20 protein-coding genes are annotated in these 17,406 nt (G+C 69.8%); 5 read left to right on the top strand and 15 right to left on the bottom strand.

The window, feature by feature from the left end; genetic code table 11:
• Nucleotides 1–13: 13 nt before the first annotated feature.
• From hisG to CU044_RS27415, 7 genes are all read right to left on the bottom strand, one after another.
• Entirely contained in the window at nt 14–916 is a 903-nt protein-coding gene (gene hisG / locus CU044_RS27385) for an ATP phosphoribosyltransferase (RefSeq protein ID WP_129771427.1), read from the bottom strand.
• A 9-nt stretch (nt 917–925) separates the two neighbouring features.
• Complete coding sequence (locus CU044_RS27390; protein ID WP_129771428.1) at nt 926–1,630, bottom strand: SDR family NAD(P)-dependent oxidoreductase; 705 nt, start codon at nt 1,628–1,630, stop codon at nt 926–928.
• On the bottom strand, nt 1,617–2,372 hold the full coding sequence (locus CU044_RS27395) for a phosphoribosylaminoimidazolesuccinocarboxamide synthase (protein ID WP_129771429.1): 756 nt from the start codon (nt 2,370–2,372) through the stop codon (nt 1,617–1,619). Before CU044_RS27395 ends, CU044_RS27390 begins: the two co-directional genes overlap by 14 nt.
• 83 nt (nt 2,373–2,455) lie before the next feature.
• Nucleotides 2,456–3,613: an adenosylhomocysteinase gene (locus CU044_RS27400; RefSeq protein WP_205124113.1), complete on the bottom strand. Its 1,158-nt coding sequence runs from the start codon at nt 3,611–3,613 to the stop codon at nt 2,456–2,458.
• 87 nt (nt 3,614–3,700) lie between these two features.
• Nucleotides 3,701–4,906, bottom strand: coding sequence for an MFS transporter (locus tag CU044_RS27405; protein WP_129771431.1), 1,206 nt, complete (start codon nt 4,904–4,906; stop codon nt 3,701–3,703).
• Complete coding sequence (locus CU044_RS27410) at nt 4,903–5,979, bottom strand: hypothetical protein (RefSeq protein ID WP_129771432.1); 1,077 nt, start codon at nt 5,977–5,979, stop codon at nt 4,903–4,905. Before CU044_RS27410 ends, CU044_RS27405 begins: the two co-directional genes overlap by 4 nt.
• Nucleotides 5,973–7,136, bottom strand: a complete 1,164-nt coding sequence (locus CU044_RS27415) for an NAD(P)-dependent oxidoreductase (RefSeq protein ID WP_129771433.1) — start codon at nt 7,134–7,136, stop codon at nt 5,973–5,975. Before CU044_RS27415 ends, CU044_RS27410 begins: the two co-directional genes overlap by 7 nt.
• Before the next feature lie 726 nt (nt 7,137–7,862).
• On the opposite strand from CU044_RS27415, the gene CU044_RS27420 reads away from it, so the two are divergent.
• The gene (locus CU044_RS27420; protein ID WP_165371983.1) at nt 7,863–8,825 is read left to right on the top strand and encodes a LacI family DNA-binding transcriptional regulator; all 963 of its coding nucleotides are present in this window, start codon (nt 7,863–7,865) and stop codon (nt 8,823–8,825) included.
• A 50-nt stretch (nt 8,826–8,875) separates the two neighbouring features.
• On the opposite strand, the gene CU044_RS27425 is transcribed toward CU044_RS27420, so the two are convergent.
• The gene (locus tag CU044_RS27425) at nt 8,876–10,408 is read right to left on the bottom strand and encodes an ABC transporter permease subunit (protein WP_129771435.1); all 1,533 of its coding nucleotides are present in this window, start codon (nt 10,406–10,408) and stop codon (nt 8,876–8,878) included.
• Between the two features lie 112 nt (nt 10,409–10,520).
• Here CU044_RS27425 and CU044_RS27430 point away from each other — a divergent pair, with 112 nt between their 5' ends.
• Entirely contained in the window at nt 10,521–11,687 is a 1,167-nt protein-coding gene (locus CU044_RS27430) for an ATP-binding protein (RefSeq protein ID WP_129771436.1), read from the top strand.
• A complete protein-coding gene (locus CU044_RS27435) occupies nt 11,684–12,355 on the top strand; it encodes a response regulator transcription factor (RefSeq protein ID WP_129771437.1) in 672 nt (223 codons plus the stop codon). The genes CU044_RS27430 and CU044_RS27435 overlap by 4 nt, the downstream gene beginning before the upstream one ends.
• Here the strand turns inward: CU044_RS27435 and CU044_RS27440 are convergent.
• The 5 genes from CU044_RS27440 to CU044_RS27460 form a co-directional block, all read right to left on the bottom strand.
• Nucleotides 12,325–12,828 (bottom strand): hypothetical protein, encoded by a 504-nt coding sequence (locus tag CU044_RS27440; RefSeq protein WP_129771438.1) that lies wholly within the window; start codon nt 12,826–12,828, stop codon nt 12,325–12,327. The genes CU044_RS27435 and CU044_RS27440 overlap by 31 nt on opposite strands.
• Nucleotides 12,812–13,303 (bottom strand): RNA polymerase sigma factor, encoded by a 492-nt coding sequence (locus tag CU044_RS27445; protein ID WP_129771439.1) that lies wholly within the window; start codon nt 13,301–13,303, stop codon nt 12,812–12,814. The genes CU044_RS27440 and CU044_RS27445 overlap by 17 nt, the downstream gene beginning before the upstream one ends.
• Nucleotides 13,304–13,390: 87 nt before the next feature.
• Nucleotides 13,391–14,011 carry a class F sortase gene (locus tag CU044_RS27450; protein WP_129771440.1) on the bottom strand — a complete coding sequence of 207 codons (621 nt, stop codon included), beginning with the start codon at nt 14,009–14,011 and terminating at the stop codon, nt 13,391–13,393.
• The gene (locus tag CU044_RS27455; RefSeq protein WP_129771441.1) at nt 14,008–14,388 is read right to left on the bottom strand and encodes a Tat pathway signal sequence domain protein; all 381 of its coding nucleotides are present in this window, start codon (nt 14,386–14,388) and stop codon (nt 14,008–14,010) included. The genes CU044_RS27450 and CU044_RS27455 overlap by 4 nt, the downstream gene beginning before the upstream one ends.
• Before the next feature lie 177 nt (nt 14,389–14,565).
• On the bottom strand, nt 14,566–14,760 hold the full coding sequence (locus CU044_RS27460) for a hypothetical protein (RefSeq protein ID WP_129771442.1): 195 nt from the start codon (nt 14,758–14,760) through the stop codon (nt 14,566–14,568).
• A 136-nt stretch (nt 14,761–14,896) separates the two neighbouring features.
• Between CU044_RS27460 and CU044_RS27465 the strand changes: the two genes are divergently transcribed.
• Nucleotides 14,897–15,604 (top strand): hypothetical protein, encoded by a 708-nt coding sequence (locus CU044_RS27465; protein ID WP_165371984.1) that lies wholly within the window; start codon nt 14,897–14,899, stop codon nt 15,602–15,604.
• 12 nt (nt 15,605–15,616) lie between these two features.
• Here CU044_RS27465 and CU044_RS27470 read toward each other — a convergent pair whose 3' ends face one another.
• Both CU044_RS27470 and CU044_RS27475 read right to left on the bottom strand, forming a co-directional pair.
• Entirely contained in the window at nt 15,617–16,165 is a 549-nt protein-coding gene (locus tag CU044_RS27470; protein ID WP_129771444.1) for a dihydrofolate reductase family protein, read from the bottom strand.
• Nucleotides 16,166–16,229: 64 nt separating this feature from the next.
• A complete protein-coding gene (locus CU044_RS27475) occupies nt 16,230–16,808 on the bottom strand; it encodes a TetR/AcrR family transcriptional regulator (protein WP_129771445.1) in 579 nt (192 codons plus the stop codon).
• A 92-nt stretch (nt 16,809–16,900) separates the two neighbouring features.
• Between CU044_RS27475 and CU044_RS27480 the strand changes: the two genes are divergently transcribed.
• A complete protein-coding gene (locus CU044_RS27480; RefSeq protein ID WP_129771446.1) occupies nt 16,901–17,350 on the top strand; it encodes a DUF1772 domain-containing protein in 450 nt (149 codons plus the stop codon).
• Nucleotides 17,351–17,406 lie beyond the last annotated feature (56 nt).

Here is a 17,406-nt window from a genome sequence, read left to right on the forward strand (position 1 = left end):
CACGGTGGATCGGTCATCGTAAGGGTGTCCGGGGGAGCGCCGACGTGGTCATTCCGCCGTCGGTCTGGGTGACATCAAGTGCGCCTGCTTCCAGCAGGCGGTCGATGACGTCGGGCAGCCCGGCGCGCTGTGCCAGCCCTTGGACGACGACCAGGTCGGTGCCGTGCAGGCCGGCCCCGAGCCGCCAGGAACGCTCGGGCATGGAGCGGGTTACCCGGTCCAGACAGTGCGCGGGCACGCGTACGGTCAGCAGCGCGTTGGTGGACCTCGCGTGAGCGGCGTCCAGCAGCCGGGCCATCCCCTGGATCCTTCGTTGTCGGCCGGCGTCGCACCACGCCTGCGGACTGGCGATGAACCACGGGGTGCAGGTGCGGATCGTCTCGATGATCCGCAGGCCGTTGTGGTCGAGCGTGGAACCCGTCTCGACGACGTCCACGATGGCATCGGCCAGTTCCGGGATCTTCGCCTCGGTCGCGCCGTACGAATGGATCACATCCGCCTGGATTCCCGCGTCCTGGAGGAACCGGCGGGCGATCGTTGGGTACTCGGTGGCGATCCGTATGCCCTGGCCGAGATCCTGCACGGTCCGCGCCGCGTGCTCGGCCGGAACCGCCAGCACCACCCGCCACGGCGAGTCCGTGGCCTTGGAGTAGGTGAAGGACACCACGCTCTCGACCTTGGCTTCGGTTTCCTCGACCCAGTCGGCACCGGTCAGCCCGGCATCGAACGACCCGTCCGCGACGACCAGAGGGATTTCCCGTGGCTTGAAGAAGGCGACCTGTATCGGGCCGCTGTAGGCGATGGTGCCCCGGTAGGCACGTTCGGAGGGCCTGGTCACTTCCAGGCCGGCAGCGGCGAACAGACCAAGGGTCCGCCGCTCGAGCGAAGACCCCTTGGGCAGTGCGAGGGAGAGCATGCGGTCCTCCTAGACGTGCAGCAGCCGGTCGATTCCGGTGACAGGGGGTTTGGGCAGCGATGCAGGTCTGATCTCGATCTCACCCACCAGCAAGTCTTTGGGAAAATCGTCGATGATCGAGGCGATGCCCTTGGCGACTGCCTGAGTTGTCATCTTGTGGGGATCCGTGTCCCCCTCCAGGTTGGCGATCGCGCCCGGCGAGATCAGGCATGCCCGCACACCGTTGTTCCGTTCCTCCAACAGCAGCGTCTCCACGAAGGCCGCCAGAGCGGCCTTCGTGGCACTGTAGGTGGCACCGCCTTCGAAATACCGGGTGCCGGCGTGGCTTCCCATGAAGACGATCAGCCCGTTGCCGGATCGCAGGGCCGGTAGCACAGCCTGGGTCAGATGGAGGTTCGCGCTGAGATTCACCGCCAGAGACCTGTCCCAGTCCGCCTGGCGGATGTCGGCGATCGGTTCCAGGAGGCGGTCGACCGCGTTGGAAACGCACACGTCGAGCCGGTCCGTCGCCGCGAGCACCCGGGCGACGCAGTCCCTGATCTGCTCGGGGTCCGCGAGGTCGCATCGCTGTTCATGGAGCCAGTCCTCGCCGGTCGGCGTGCGGTTGAGGGAGAAGAGGCGGTAGCCCCGCTCATGCAGCTCCTGGGCGAGGCTTCGGCCGGTGCCGCGGTTCGTCCCGGTGAGCAATGCCACCGGGCGGTCAGTCGAGCCCATCGAACAGCCTCCGCCATTGCGAAGTGATCGTTGCCTGGGACGCCCCGCCGCGGAAGAGATCCTTGTCCAATGGGGATCCGTCGGGGTGGCGCAGGCGCATGCAGTCCTGCGACACCTCGGATATCAGCACGGGCTCGCGGTCGTCCGTGATACCGAAGATCAGGCAGAAGTCCCACAGTTCGACAGGGCGCAGCCAGTCGCCCAGGATGGTGTTCACCGCCAGCGCCTGCCGGCGCAGTTCCTCGACCGGCAGGCCCAGCGCGCGCAGATAGTCCTCACCGATCGGCTGGTCCTCGGGGTCGACCCGGTAGTCGAACTTCACCACCGGCGTGGGCAGCGGCTGGTTCTCCTCGAACAGCCCCGGATACTTCACCAGCGTGGAGCCGACCGCGCGGTTCTTGACAATGACCTCGAACGGCGGCGCGGGGTGGTACTCAGCCACGTAACAGGTGGCGGAGAGGCGGCGGGAGAACGCGGTACGGATCCCCGCACCCGCCAGTTTCGCGGCGGCCCGTTCATAGAAGTCGAGCCGCAACGGGCCAGTGTCCTCGACCAGTTCGTCCCGGGCGTAAGTGAAGCTTCGCAGCGAGGGGATGATCTCGACGACGCACAGGCCGTCGGGCAGCAGCCACAGTTTCTTGCTGCGCCCCTCGATGTCCGCGGGCCTTCCCTGCTTCCAGGAGAGAAGGTCCCCATCGGGGGAGTCGCTCACACCGTTGTCAGTCTCCACAGGTTGCTTCATTACAACTCCTCTGTGCAGTACGTACGTTGATGAGGTGGCTGGGAACGACCACGGTCGCGGGAATCATGTGCTGCTTGTGCCGGTCACCGGGTACTCACTGGACGCTCCCCGCCGGCCAGGGCCACATACGCCCGCGCAACCTCGGCGTCGATCTCGGGCGGGACAGGGACGACACACCGGTCAGCGGGGACACGGCCGACCGCGATGGCTTCCAGGCAGCGGGCCTGCAGGGTGAATCCGAGGTCCATGGACTCAACCGAATTCCCCAGGGGGCGCGGCCCGTTCAGATTCACCATGTGGCCCTCGGTGAGGATGTTGACGCGGGCGCCGCCGCTCAGAGTCAGGGTCTGTAATCCCTCGGTCGGTTCGGTGCAGTTCAGGACGGCGGGGTGGGCGAGCAGTCCGGGTACGTCGATCTCCCACGGGAGGTGACCCGCGTTGACCAGGATCACGCCGTCGGACAGCAGGGGGAGGTCATCCGCGGTGAGAATGCCGGGGTTTCCCGTGGACGTCACGATGATGTCCGCCGATGCGAACGCCTCCTGCCGGCCGGGGACCGCGTAGCCGTCGAACATGGCCTCCAGGCGACGGACGGGGTCGTTGTCCCACACGGCGACCCGGGCATGCGCGTTGGCGAAGTTCCTGGCGATGCCGCGCCCACAGGCGCCATAGCCGACGACGGTGACACGCCGTCCGTTGGTGGCCCGGTTGGTGATGCGCAGAAACGACTCCAGCACGCTCTGGCCGACCGCATGGGTGTTCTCCGCGAACTGCTTGATCGGACTGTCGTTGATCACCAGCACCGGGCGCTTGATCCGGGCACGTACCGGCATCAGCCGTGCCCGCCCCGATGTGGTTTCCTCCGTCCCTCCCAGCAACCCCTCGTAGGGCGCGTCGAGGTAGCGCAGGAACAGGCCGCCGCCGTTGTCCAGAAGCAGGTTGGGCCGGGTCGCGAGGACCTGGCGCAGACACGCGTCCTCGGTTTGCGGGTCGCGCGTGCGGTCACCGATGACCGTGATCCCCTGCTTCCTCAGGAAGGTCAGGGTGGCGCCCTGTGTAGTCCTGAGGTTTCCCGTCGCGACGACATCCGCCCCACCGCGTGCCAGCACCAGGAGCAGGGTCGCCGTCTTGGGTTCGAGATGGATCGCCGCGCCGATCCGCAAACCCGCGAAGGGCCGCTCCCGCTCGAAATCGACCGCTGTCGAGGCCAGCAGGCGACAGCTGCTGGCTACCCATTCCATGGTTGGCATCCGGACCATCCCCCTGTCATCGTCAACCTGCTTCCAAGATCATCGCCAGCGTGACCGTGGCGTCGGGCAACGGGCAGGTCATGCCGTGGACACAGCCGACGCCGTGGCGCCCGCACGCTGTTCCGCATCCAACCGTGACTGCCCGGCCAGGAGGATGAGGACGCTGACCGCGAGCCCCAGCACGCCACACACCGCAGCCCATCTCGGACCGCCGTGCTCCAGGACCAACCCCACGACGGCGGACCCCAGCGCCGAGCCCGAGGTCATCAGTGTGACGAGCCAGGCGAACGCCTCGGTGACGGTGCCCGCCGGCGCGAGCTCTCCGACCAGGACGAAGGAGACGGTCAGTACCGGTGCGAGGAACAGCCCGGTCAGCAGCATCAGGCAGGACATCAACGGAGGCGCGGGCAGGAGGCACAACAGCGCATAACCCAGCCCCAGGCCGACTACCAGCAGCAGGGTCCGCCGCGCGGGCGGGACCGGCCAGCGGCGTACGGCGCCGTACGCCAGTCCCCCGACCAGGGCACCGAGGGCGTTCAGGGCCAGGAGCGTCGGGGCACCCCCGGGCAGCCGGTGTTCCTCGGCGTAGGCCACGACGATGACATTGAGCGTGCCGATGGCAACGCCCACACCGGTGAGGCTGACCAGCAGGACGACGAGACCACGGCTGCGCAGCGGGCCGAGCCAGTCGGCCTGGCGGGCAGGGGCCTGCCAGGCCCGGGTGGGCGCCGCGGTGGCGACGACGAGGACCCCCGCGAGCCCCAGCAGCGCGGCGGCCCAGAGGGCTTCCACGGGTGAGGCGGCGGCGACACAGCCGGCAACGATCAACGGCCCGCCCACGAAGATCAGTTGCTGGGAGGCGGAGTCCAGAGCGTAGGCCGACTCCAGTTTCTTCGCGTCGACGACCGCCGGCCACAGCGCCCGCAGGCAGGGCTCCAGCGGCGGGGTCGCCGCTCCCGCCAAGGCCGCTCCGGCCACGACGGCAGCCTGCCGGTCGGGGGCCGCCGCGATCACAAGGAACCCGCAGCCCGCCAGCACGGCTGTCGCCAGCAGCACCACGGGCTGGCCGACATGGTCCACCAGGCGGCCGAGCAGGGGCCCTCCCACCGCCGCGGCGATGGCGAACGCCCCGATGGCAACCCCGATGAACGCGTATGGTGCGCCTGCGTTGCGCAGCGCCAGGGGGATCGCGACAGCGGCCATCGCGCTCGGCAGCCGACCGACGAGAGTGCCCACCAGCAGCCGGGTCGCGTACGGACTCCGCAGGAGGCTCACATAACTCATGAGGCACCCTCGCCGCTGAGGGAAACCGGGGCGTCCTCGGTCAGGTGCAGTTGCAGCGCGGCCGGTCGGCCCTCGCACAGGCGCACCTCGATGTCACCGACGGCGGTGAGACGACGGTGGACGGGGGTATCGACGATGCTGATCCACACGTCGTTGGCCTCCGCGTCCAGCAACCACTCCCGTCCCGCCGCCGTGTTCCAGGCCCGTGAGCGCTGAGCGTGAGGCACGCAGCGAGTGAGCACCTCCGGAGCACCCAACAGGTCCACCTCCACGGGCTGTCCCTGTTCGTCGAAGGCCAGCCTGACGCGTCCCCGGAAGCCGATGCGTGTCACGGTGCCGTCGGGCCACGGCTGCGGCGCCACGGCCAGGAAGCGGGTGAGCGGATCCCAGCGGACCCGGGTACCGCCGGGGCGGGACACGGTCTCCTCGTTTCCCCATTGCGAACGGAACTCGGCGGCGAACCGGTGCAGTTGGAAGGCACGCTCGGCGGCCAGGCGCCGGGCCGGCTCCGTGAGCATGTCCTTCTCGAGGTGGACCAGCTTCTCGTACAGATGGGCCAGCACCGACGACGTCTCGCCTTCCGCGTACAGCTCTTTCAGCTGGGCGCCGGGCTCCCACAGGGACTCCCCGAGCAGCCCGCCGAACGCGAAGGCGCGTCCGATGCCGACGGCGCCCATCGCGTCGAGGTTGTCCGCGTCATGCACCGCGGCGGCGATCACGTCCTCTCCGTCGAGATCGTCACCGCCGAAGCGGTAGCGCCCGGTCAGCTCGACGGCGCGCAGGATCGTTCCGTGCAGCTCCCGCGGGACCTCGCACCGTACAAGCACGTCCAGTACGGCGGTACGGGCCTCCTCGGGGCGGATGGGCCGCCGCCCCTGCCTGGCCTCCTCCACCCGGTGGTAGTCGTGGACGTACGCGGCGACCTGGGCGGACAGTGGATCGGCGGACAGACGGGACGCGATGTCCCCGGCCAGGGCCGCGACCCGGTCGAGGTGGTTGATGTCGTGCGCCGGGTCCGCGGCGGCGAAGTCGGCCCGCACATGGGCGCGGACCCGGTCGAGGAGTGTCACCACTGTCGCCCGTACTCCTCGCGCCACTGCTGGGCCAGTTCCTGCTGCATCCGGGGGTCGAGGCGATGCAGTCCCGGACTCCACGCGCGGCGGGCCAGCTCGCGCGTGCACAGGTACAGCTCGGTGTAGACCAGGTCCAGTACGGAGCCGAGGATGCTCTGCTCCAGAAAGTTCACCGGCTTGCCCTGATTGAGCAAGTACACCGTGCGGCCGGCGACCTGCAACTCCATGACCTCGTCGGTTTCGACGAGCGTGTCGGCGTTGTGGCACAGCCCCTCGACGTCGAACTCGACCTGCTTGGAGCTGCCGCTGGCCAGCACCACGCCGTCACGCAGCAGGGGCAGATCCTCGGTGGTGAGCGCGCGGTGCCCCGAGACACCGACGATCACCTCCGCCCAGCCCAGCAGGTCCTTCCGCGCCCCCACCCGGAAGCCGTGCACCACCGCGGCCGACATCCGCACCTCGTCCGGGTCGTAGACCGCGACCTGGGCACCGGTCCGCCGCAGGTGTTCGGCCAGGGCCGTACCGATGCCGCCATAGCCGAGCACCAGCACCCGCCGCTCGCTGAGCAGCCGGTAGAAGCGCAGTCGTAACAGCCGCTCGACGCTGTAGGCCACCGAGCGGCCCACCTGGACGTCCTCCAGTGCTTTGAGCGGGCTGTCCGCGATGGTGAACACGGGCAGTGGTAACGGCATGTTTCTCTCGTACCGCCATTGTCCCTGTTTGGTGTCCTCCACGATGCCCCGCACGCTCGGGGACTGGGCGAGCTCGCCGACCGCGTCGGCGCAGTATCCGCCCACCTCCTGTACCACCACGGGGAGTTCACTCTCGCGGGCCGCGCGCACGGCGTCGCGCACGGCGAACGTTCCGACGTCCCCGATCGATTCGGGCACGGTGACCGGAAGGTCATCGAGCCGGGAGAGCGCTTCGGGCTGCACGCTGTAGGGGACGGGCACCACCCCGACCAGATCCATGCACCGGTCGAACAGCCGTACGTAGGGAACGGCGGTGTCGAGGAGGTGTGTGACGAGTACGAGGCGAGCGGGCGGCATGGGCCAGCGGGTCTGGGCGCTCTGCAGCACCGGCAGGTCTCCGGCGCGAGCTGCGTGACCGGCGCCCGAATGGGCGACGGGGGCGGCCGGACTGAGGGTGTTCGTCACTGAATGCTCCTGTCGGTGGAAGGCGGCGGGTGGGGCGATAACCGTGGCCTGGGCGGTTCGCCGTCCTGGCTCCGCGGGGCGGCCAGGGCGGCGAAAGGACACGGTGGTGATGGCGTCGAGAGGGTCAACTCCTCACAGCAGAGGGGTGCGTCGGACTCAGGAGTCGCGCGCGACCACGGGGCCCTCGGTGCGGCTTCCGGTCGCCCGCGCCCCGCTGGCGGGCGAGTGAATCGAATGATGTGGTCCGAGGAGCTAGGTTATACGTAACACGCCGCTGGGCAAGCCGTTTCGAGCCAACCTTGCCATCGGTCACACTGTGCCGGAGGTGTACCCATTCGCCCCGCGTGGGACATGTGGCGGGAGCGACGGTGCTCCGTGGTCCTCCCTGGTTGGACGGCCCTCCGTATGCGCGCCGGCATCAGCCGATCGGCCGCACCACACCGGTACTACGAGCCCCTCGGGGCGCTCCGCATCTGATGCCTGAAGGTGCGCGGACAGCCTGGGGGCTTCGGATCGGGCGGTAGCATCTACTCGCGGCGTGGCCGCACGTCACCGACTACAGCATGCCCTGCGGCACGTGCGCAGCGGCCTCCCCTTGGAAAGGTGTCCATGGCCTCCGGTTCCCGTCGCGAGGGCGTGCCCGACCAAGACCGCCCGGATTCCGAGGCAGTCACACCGTCCGAGCGAGGCACCACACCGACGCCCCGACGGCCCACCTCTCGCGACGTGGCGCGGCTCGCGGGGGTCTCCCAGGCCAGTGTGTCCCTGGTGTTCTCGGGAAAGGGCAGTAAGCGTGTGTCCAAGGCCACGGAGAAACGGGTGCGGGACGCCGGCGAGCGGCTCGGCTACCGGCCTCAGGCGGCGGCCCGTCAACTCCGCCTGGGACGCACGGGGTTGGTACTTCTGGCCGTGCCCAACATCCGGGGCCCCTTGTTCGCGCAGGTGCTGGCCAGCGCTCATGACGCGGCCGAGGCCCATGGCCTGACGGTCGTGGCCAGTTCCAGCTGGAACAGCAAGACGATGGCACGGGTCCTCTCCGCTAACCAGTTCGACGGCTTGATGATCTGTTCGCCGAACGACCGCCAGATCGGCGAACTGCCGCCCCTGGTGCCCACCGTCCTCATCGACTCCGACCCGGCGCTGTCCGCGCGGAACCGACTGGTCGTCGATCTCGACGTGGCGGGCGGCATGCGCACGGCCGTCGGGCACCTGGTGGACCTGGGGCACCGCTCGATCGGCCACCTGCGCTACCGGCGGACCTCGTACAGCTTCCGGTCCCGGCAGGCCGGGTTCGAGGCCGCCGCGCGGAACCTGCGCGTCACTGAGTTCTCCATACCTCTCACAGAGGCGCTCGACCCCACACTGGACACGGCACGCAAACTGCTGAGCGATGGCACACCGCCCCGCGCGGTGGTGTGTGACGACGATGTCGCCGCGGCCGGTGTCTACCACGCCGCCGCCACGCTCGGCATGCGGGTGCCCGATGACATCTCCGTCGTGGGCATCGACAACACAGACGTCGCGGGCCTGTTGCTCCCCGGCTTGACGACGGTCGATCTGCACGGCGAGGAGCTGGGCAGACTGGGGGTCGACGCGATGGCGGCGATGCTGCGCGGGGAAACCGTGGAGCCCTTGAAGCAGGTGTCGACGGACCTCGTGATACGGCAGTCCACCCGCCCCGCCGGATGACGACCGCTTGACGCCACCTCGTGCCCGGTGGTGGTGGATCGTCTCACGGGTCACCTCCAGCCCACCGGTTGCCCGGCCCGCTCGTCGCTGTGCGGCAGACGGTTCAGCGCCAGCCCCAGAAGCATCACCGCGTACGCGCACAACACAGCGATCCCGGCCCACCACGGAAGCGGGAAGTAACCGGTGGAGGGCACGTAGTGGGCGACGACCTGCGGATATGCGATGAGGGTCTGCTGGGCGGCGAAGCCGGCGGCCGGAGTGACCCGCAGCAGCCACTGTGACAGGCCGTCGGCCAGCAGCGGGAAGGAAGTCACCACGTACGGGACCGCGATCGCCAGGACGCCGGCAAGGATCGCGAGCCAGGCCCGTCGGAGCAGGGCACCGAGCGCGACCGCGAGTACGGCGGTGAGAGCGAACACGGCGGCCGTACCGACGACGACCCGCACTCCGGTGAACACGGACACGCCGATGACGGGGATCCCGTTCCCTCTCACGATCGCCACACCGACAGGGATCGTGATGCCCACGGCGAGGAGACCGGTCAGGAACGTCACGGCTCCGGCGACAACCGCCTTCGCCGCGAGCGTCCGCCGGGTGACCGGCGGGCCGTACGCGGCCTCGCGGCGGTACTCGGAGGTGACGAACCGGACGGCGACCACGAGCACGACGAGGAGTCCGAGGGCCAGACCGCCGAGCGTACGTTCCACCGGGCGGCCGCCGCCCTCGGCATCTCCCGGTCCTATGTCACCGGTGCCGGTGACGGATATCGTGCCGCCCTCCTCCACCGCCCCGGACGCCTTGTGGTACTTCTCCCAATCGGTCCGGTTCATCTCGCCGACGGCGTCCCCGCTCCAACGCCCGCCGGATGGCGCCCCCTTGAGGACGACGTTGTCGAACGTTGCGCCGGCCTGCGTGAAGCGCACCTCTTCCGTGGCGCCGCCGAGGCCGACAGGCCGCAGCGTGAGGTCGCCCGGAGAGGTGGCGAACAGCCCGACCCGCACGGTCCTGGGCAGCCCGGACAGCCGCGCCGTGCCGACCTTCGCCCACCGCTCGCCGTCGGCCGACTCGTAGCCGGTGATGGTGTCGCCCGCCCGCGTCAGCCGCAGCCAGCGCGGCGACGTGGCCGAGACCCCTCCGTCGCTGCCCGCGATGTCATGGCGGTAGTCGTACTGCATCCGCACGCCGTGGTCGCCGGTGAGCATCAGCGCCGCGTACGAGGATCCCTGGCGGACACCGTCCTTGATGATGATCCCCGCCTTCGCCCATGGCACCAGGCCCGGCACGATCTGGTCATGGTCCGGCGGCGGGTAGGTGATCGTGCCCGTCATGGATGTCATCCGGACCGTGATGCTGCCGTTCTCGCCCAGATCGCGATGCAGGAAGGCGAACTGGTCGTTGACGAGGGAGCCGTCCGGCCCGGTTGGTTCGGCCGGGCACGATCCGTCGCAGGACGCGTGGTTGCCGAACGCGTAGAGCAGACCGATCGTGACGACGGCCAGCGCAGCCGCCACCATCGCGATCAGCCGGCCCGGACGCCGGAATCCTGTCCACTCCCGACGGAGTAGTTCACTGGTCGTAAGCATGAATCAGGTCTACGGACTCGACCATAACGAGGTCCGAACCACCCCTGTCATGCCGCTGTTAGGTGCGGCGGGGCATCCTGAGTCCGGCCGGACCTGAGCGGGGGAGAGAATCATGGGCAAGCCGCGGAGCGGAACCGTCGGACGGCGATTCACGATCTTGTACGCCGCGGGGTTTCTCGGGTCCGCGATCGTGCTGCTCACCCTGACGTACCTGATGTCCGGTGGTGGCCGGGTGACCAGCGTCGCTCCTGAACAGCCCCCGGCCGGCCGCTCCGGCCTCGCCGCCGCCGAGCAGCAGATCCGGGTTCTGGAGCGGCAACTGTCGGACGTGCACGCGCAGCAGAACCACCAGTTGCTCGTCGGCTCGCTGATCGCGCTGGTGGTGATGGTGGGCTTCTCGCTCCTGCTCGGCCGGGTCCTCGCCGGCCGGGTGCTGCGCCCGCTGCGGCTGATCACCGCGGCGACACGGCGGATCTCCGCGGAGAACCTGCATCAGCGGCTCGCCGTGGCCGGACCCGTCGACGAGGTCAAGGAGCTCGCCGACACGGTCGACGGCCTTCTGGAACGCCTCGAAGTCTCATTCGTCGCGCAGCGCCGGTTCGTCGGCAACGCCGCGCACGAACTGCGCACGCCGCTGGCGACGATGCGGGCGTCGCTGGACGTCGCCGTCGCCAAACCGGAGCCCGCGGCACAGACCGTCGCGCTCGCCGGCCGGTTGCGGACCGAACTCGACCGGGTGGATCACCTGCTGGAGGGCTTCCTCGTCCTCGCACGGGCACAGCACGGCACCCTCGCCGACCGGACCCGTGTGTCGCTCGGCGAGCTGGCGCGTGAGGCGCTGACCGTCCGGGCCGCCGACATCGCCGCGAAGACGCTGACCGTCGACGGAGAGGCGCGTGCGAACGCCTGGACGCGGGGGAGCCCGGCGCTGCTGTCCCGGATGGTGGAGAACATGGTCGACAACGCGATCGTGCACAACCAGGGAGGCGGCTGGATCCGTATCTCCACCGAACACGACGACATCGAGGCACGCCTCGTCGTCGAGACCGGCGGGCGCGTCCTCGACCAGGGCCAGGTGGACCGGCTCACGGAGCCGTTCGAGCGGCTCGGCGCCGACCGGACGGGGCCGGAGGGGAGTTCCGGCCTGGGGCTGTCGATCGTGGCGGCGATCGTCGCGGCGCACGGTGGCCGACTCGCCCTGCTGGCCCGGCCGGAGGGCGGCCTGCGCGTTGTGGCGGCGCTGCCGCCGGCGGCCGGTTCGCAAGAGGGCACACCGTGAGGGTTCTGGTCGTGGAGGACGCGCGCTCGCTCGCCGAGGTCGTCGCCGAGGGACTGCGGGACCAGGGGATGGCCGTCGACGTCGCGCACGACGGTCTCGCCGCCGCCGACAAGCTCGGCGTGAACGCGTACGACGTCGTGGTCCTCGACCGCGACCTGCCCGGCATCCACGGCGACACGCTCTGCCAGATGATCACCGAGCGGGACGATCGCGCGATGGTGCTGATGCTGACCGCGGCCGGAGCGCCCGGCGACCGGGTCAGCGGTCTCACCCTCGGCGCCGACGACTACCTCGCCAAGCCCTTCCACTTCCCGGAGTTGATCCTGCGCATCCGGTCCCTGGCCCGCCGCAGGCCCGCCGCCCGGCCCCGCGCGCTGCGCGCCGTCGGCCTCGAACTCGACCCGGTACGCAGGACCGCCCACCGTGACGGACAGCCGCTGAAACTGTCCGTGAAGGAGTTCGCCGTCCTGGAGGCGCTGCTGCGCGCCGGCCCCGGTTTCCTGAGCGCCGAGGACCTCCTGGAACAGGTGTGGGACGAGAACGCCGACCCGTTCACCAACACGGTGACCGTCACCATCGGCCGGTTGCGCCGCAAGCTGGGCAGCCCGCCGGTCATCACGACGACGCCCGGGGTGGGCTATCGCATCGCCGACGACCCGACTGTCTGACGGGGCTCTGACCGTGGAGGGTCACGCCGGCCCGAATCCCTCGGGCCCTCGTCACTGCCCTGGGTGCTCGCCCGGTCCGTATCCCGCGCAGGGCCCTTCTTCTCGGACGGCGGCTCGGCGGACGGCCCGGCCGTGGTGTCGGGTCTGGGAGTGACGGGTGCGGGCGGCGTCGGCGGGGTCTGCGGGGGCGGTGGGAGCGAGGGGCCGCGCATCGGCGGTGGGGCGAGGGGGACTGTCGGGGACGCGGGTGACCCCGGTGCGGCCAGGCGGAGCGGAAGGACGATGAGGACGGCGACCACGCCCACCATGCCGGCCCTGGCCGCGGTGCGCAGCAGCCGGCGGCGGACCGCGGCGCGGCGGATCGCCTCGTATCGGCCGACGGGCGGGCCGAGGGTGTCGGAGGAGGACCGGAGGATCACGGCGAGGGGGTCATCGGGCTCGAACTCCGGGCCGTCGTCACAGCGTGTGGTCAAGGCTTCTCCTCAGGTGGGCGCGGAGCAGTTCTCGGGCCGCGTGCAGGTCGGCCTTGACGGTTCCTTCCTTGCGCCCGGTCAGTACGGCCACCTCCCGTATCGGCATGTCGGCGTAGTAGTGCAGCAGGATCGCCACACGCAGTCGTTCCGGCAGTGACTGCACGAGGAGGCGTACCGATGGGTCCTCCTGTTCGGGATGGGGGCGGACGGCGGCTTCGGTGGTGGCGCGGTGCATGGCTTTCCGCTCGCGCTCCAGTTTGCGCCAGTGGTCCCGGACGAGGTTGGCCGCGGTGACGTAGAGGAAGCCGCGGGGCTCCTCCACGGACGTCCAGCGGGCCCAGAGCCTGGTGAACGCCTCGGAGGCGATCTCGTGGGCCGTCTCGTCGTCGTCGACGAGACGGCGGACCCAGCCCGCGAGGCGCGGGTAGAGGGTGCCGAACAGCTCGGCCGCTGCTTTCTCGCGGGACCGTTTCAACGCTCTCCATGGTCGTGGACACATTCGTGAGGAAGGATCCCGGGCCGCTGGCATACGGTTCCAACGGCCCGGGATCCGGGTGGCGAGTCAGGGACTCGCCGGGCCCGGTTCGGCGAAGACGATCACGTTGTCGAGGTACTCGCCACCGTCACGGGGGCCGCCGCATGTGATGAGCCGCAGCTCCGGACGGTCCACGTCCCCGTAGACGTCGTCCGTCGGGAAGTCCGCCTTGGCGACCGTCCGTACGGAGCTGACAGCGAACCGCGCCTCCGTGCCGTTCTTCAGACGCGCCACGATCCGGTCACCCCGGCGCAGCCGCGAGAGGTGACGGAAGACCCCGTCCCCATAGGTGCCGACCGTGACATGACCGAGGATCACCGACGGGCCGACCTGACCCGGCGTGGGCGAATGCCGGTACCAGCCCGCCCGGTCGTGTGCCGTGATGGGGGGCACCTGCACACTGCCGTCCGGCGCCAGCCCCAGCTCCATGACCGGGGTGTCGACCCCGATGGCCGGGATCCGCAACGCGACCGGGACCGAACGCCCGAGGGCCTGCGCCGCCGTTGCGGGGGAGCCGGAGGAACGTGAAGGCGCCGGCGCGCTGCTGGGGCGGGCCGTTGTGCCCTGGCCCGCCCCGGGGCCGCCGCAGCTCACGAGCAGCGAGGCCGTCGCCGCGGTGACGAACGCGCGCCTGGAGGGCGAGATCATGCCCCGGTCGTCCTCCGGCGGCGCAGGACGAAGACCGCCGCGCCGCCCGCGGCGAGCACCGCGGCGGCGCCCCCGCCGATCAGCCCGGTGTCGGATCCGGACCGCGTCGATACGACCGCCACACCCGTGTCGGGCGCTCCGCTCGGTACGACGGACACCTGGTCCCGGGCCGGAGTCCTGGCCGGTCCGGCGTCCTGGGCCGGAGTCTTGGCCGGTGCGGCGTCCTGGGGCGGAGTCTTGGCCGGCTCCGCGGTCGGGGCCGCGGTGGCCGGGCGGGGCGTCTGAGGGGACGGCGTCCCGTCGGCGAACGCGGGCACGGTGCTCGCCAGTACGGCGGTGCACGCAAGTGCCGTGGCGCTCAGGATGGTGCGGCGCATAACTCGCTCTCCTTCATTGGTCCGCCCGCCCGGTGGCTCGGCGGGCTGAGTAACGGATCGAGCGGAGAGACGAGGCAGCGGCGCAACGGGTTGTAAAGAAACGGCAAAGTCATCGCAGGTGGTGGTGCGGGCACGGCGAAGCGAGCGGTTGGTCACTGTCCGCTCTGTGGACATTCCTCATTTCCGTCGGCTGCGCAGTGCGCGAGTGATCTCGGCGACGGAGCGGAGAATGGCGGCCCGGTGCTGGGGCGGGACGCCACGCAGGGCCTGACGGATGATCACCGTGACCGTCGTCGCGGTCACGGTGCCGGTCAGGATCACCGTGACCGCCCGCATGGCCAGCAGGTCGAGCAGGAGGCGGGAAGTGGTCATCATTGACTCCCATGGATCTGTCGCGGGGACGGGGCTGTCCCATGACGCCTGTCCAGGGGGCTGTCCATCGACTTCTCCGCCTCGGATTGGACGGGCGGTGTCCCGAAAGGCCCTAGGCCGGCAGCCTCTCGACGCGTTGGTGGTGGACGTGTTGGACGGCTGGCGAAGGGAACAGGCCGGTAGAGCCATGACACAGGACGGCAGCGCCGCCGCGCTGGAGGAAGGGTTCTTCGACGACCTCAAGCGCGTGGAACAGCTTCGCCGACGGTTACCGATGGGGGTGCGCCCCTCCCTGCGCGACCTTGCCTCGCGCGTGCTCCGTTCGCACAACACCATCGACAACTGGCTGAGCGGCAAGGCGTTCCCGGCTGACGTGGGCGTCCTGGCCGAAGTGATCGCCGTCATCGGGCAGGCAGCCGCACGCGGTGGCATCGTTGTTGACGGTGACGCGGTGCTGCTCGATCCGGAGCGGTGGCGGGAGCGGCATGACGCGATCAACCGGGCCCGTGTACGGGAAGCCGAGCAGGCGCGGAGAAGCCAACAGGCGATCGCCGATATGGCCGACGCCGAGACCCGGGCGCGCCGTGATGCTCTGACCGACCGGCCCCAGCGCCTGGGCTGTTGGACGGCAGCCCAGTTGCGTGTCCACCCGTCCATCTCCGGCATCGGCTCGCATGCCTCCGGATTCGTTCTGCCCACCTACGTCGAGCGACACCACGACCAGCGGCCCTCCGCGAGCTGGCCGAGCTGCGCGAACGGACGGGGAACCGCCGGCGTGCCGGGCGCCTGGGCTTCGAGCGCGAGCCGTGAACCACGGCTCCATGATGCGGTCGGCTCGGGCTGACAAGCCCGATGGCTACCTTCTCGGCTGGTACCGCATCGCCACCGCCCCCGAGCCGAACTCCACCCGGCTCACGAGCTTCAAGTCGACATGCTTCGACAGCCCCGCGAACAACGTCGGCCCGTGGCCCGCGAGCCTGGGCTGCACCACGAACTCGTACTCATCGATCAATCCCAGTTCCGCCAACGCCAATGGGAGTTTCACACCTCCCACGAACAGTCCCTTACCGGGCTCCCGCTTGAGCTGCTGAACGGCCTTGGCCAGATCCCCGCGTACGAGTTCCGCGTTCCAGTCGACCCGCTCCAGAGTGCTCGACACCACGTATTTCTGTGCCGCGTCGATCGTCTGGGCGAAGGGTTCCATCCAGTCAGGTCTCGCTCCCGGCGGCGCCGGTGGCCGCCACGCTTCCTCCATCATCTCGTAGGTCGTCCGGCCGAAGAGAAGCGCATCGGCCTGGTCGAGGTTCCCGGCGTGGTGACGATGCATGGCTTCGTCCGGGACGATGACACGGTGATCGCAGCATCCGTCCAAAGTGACGTTGATGGAGTACCGGAGGGGTCGCATTTCGAGAGGGTACCGCCGACGGGACAGACCGGTGCTGTGTGGAGAGGGCATGTGAGGACAGCGCCTACTCGCGGGGGACGAAGCGGTCGACCAGGAGCGTGAGGCGGTCGGCGGCTCGGTCGGCCGGCAGGCGTCCGGCGCGGGTGAGGGTGACCAGTCCGTGCAGCGCGGACCAGAACGTCTCGACGAACAGCCCCGGTTCATCGGGATGCGCGTGATCGACGAGAGGGTCCAGCAGGGCCTGGAACGCTTCACGCAGCGGAGCGGGAGTGGCCTCGTCGGCGAAGGGGAGGCCGTTGTCGAGGCTGAACATCGCGTCGTAAAGGGCGTGGTTGCGCTCGGCGAAGTCGGTGTAGGCGCGGGCGAGCGCGACCACGGCCGCCCGGCCGGCAGGCTCCTCCGGCACCGCGGCGCGCAGCGCGGTCGTCAGCTCGGCGAACCCCTCCAGCGCGACCGCTCCCACGATCTCGTGCCTGCCCCGGAAGTGGCTGTAGAGAACGGGTTGGCTGTACTCGATCCGCTCGGCGATCCGGCGCGTGGTGACAGCGTCCCAGCCCTGGGTCTCGGCCAGTTCGCGGGCCGTGGAGACGATCAGCCTGTGGCGGTTGGCCCGCTCGCGTTCCTTGCGTTCATGTACCGACATGACGCGATCCTAGCATCGCTAGACAATCGAGCGGCGATACGTCTAGCATCGCATCAGAATCTAGCGCCGCTAGAAAAACCCTGGGAGGGGACATGCAGGAGGTACTGGCCGTCGTCACGGTCGTCGTGGTCGGGGTGATGGTGGGCGTGGAGTTCGCGGTGGCGGTATTCGTCAACCCGATCCTCGACCGCCTTCCGAACGACGGCGGACTGGGAGCCCGCAGCGATGGGGCGCGCGTCCTCGGCCGGGTCATGCCGTTCTGGTACATCAGCTCGGTCGTCCTCGGCGCGGTGTGGTCCGCACTGACATGGGGTGCCGCGGGCGCGTCGTTCGTCGCCGCGGGCACGGTGCTGCTCGTGGTGAGCGTGGTGATGTCGATCCTGCTGCTCGTGCCGATCAACTCGCGTGTCGCGACGTGGTCGCACGAGGGCGTGCCCGCGGACTGGAAGCAGCAGGTGGGGCGGTGGGACCGGTTCCACTATGTCCGCGTGTGCGTCATCGTGCTCGCCTTCGCGCTGTTCGCCGTCGCCCTCGTCCGCTGACGAACGCGGCGGCCACCGCCGCCTCGTTCAGGAGCGGTGCACGGTGACCGTCCGAT

This window comes from Streptomyces sp. L-9-10, from assembly GCF_004151105.1.
In the GTDB taxonomy this organism is placed as follows: domain Bacteria; phylum Actinomycetota; class Actinomycetes; order Streptomycetales; family Streptomycetaceae; genus Streptomyces.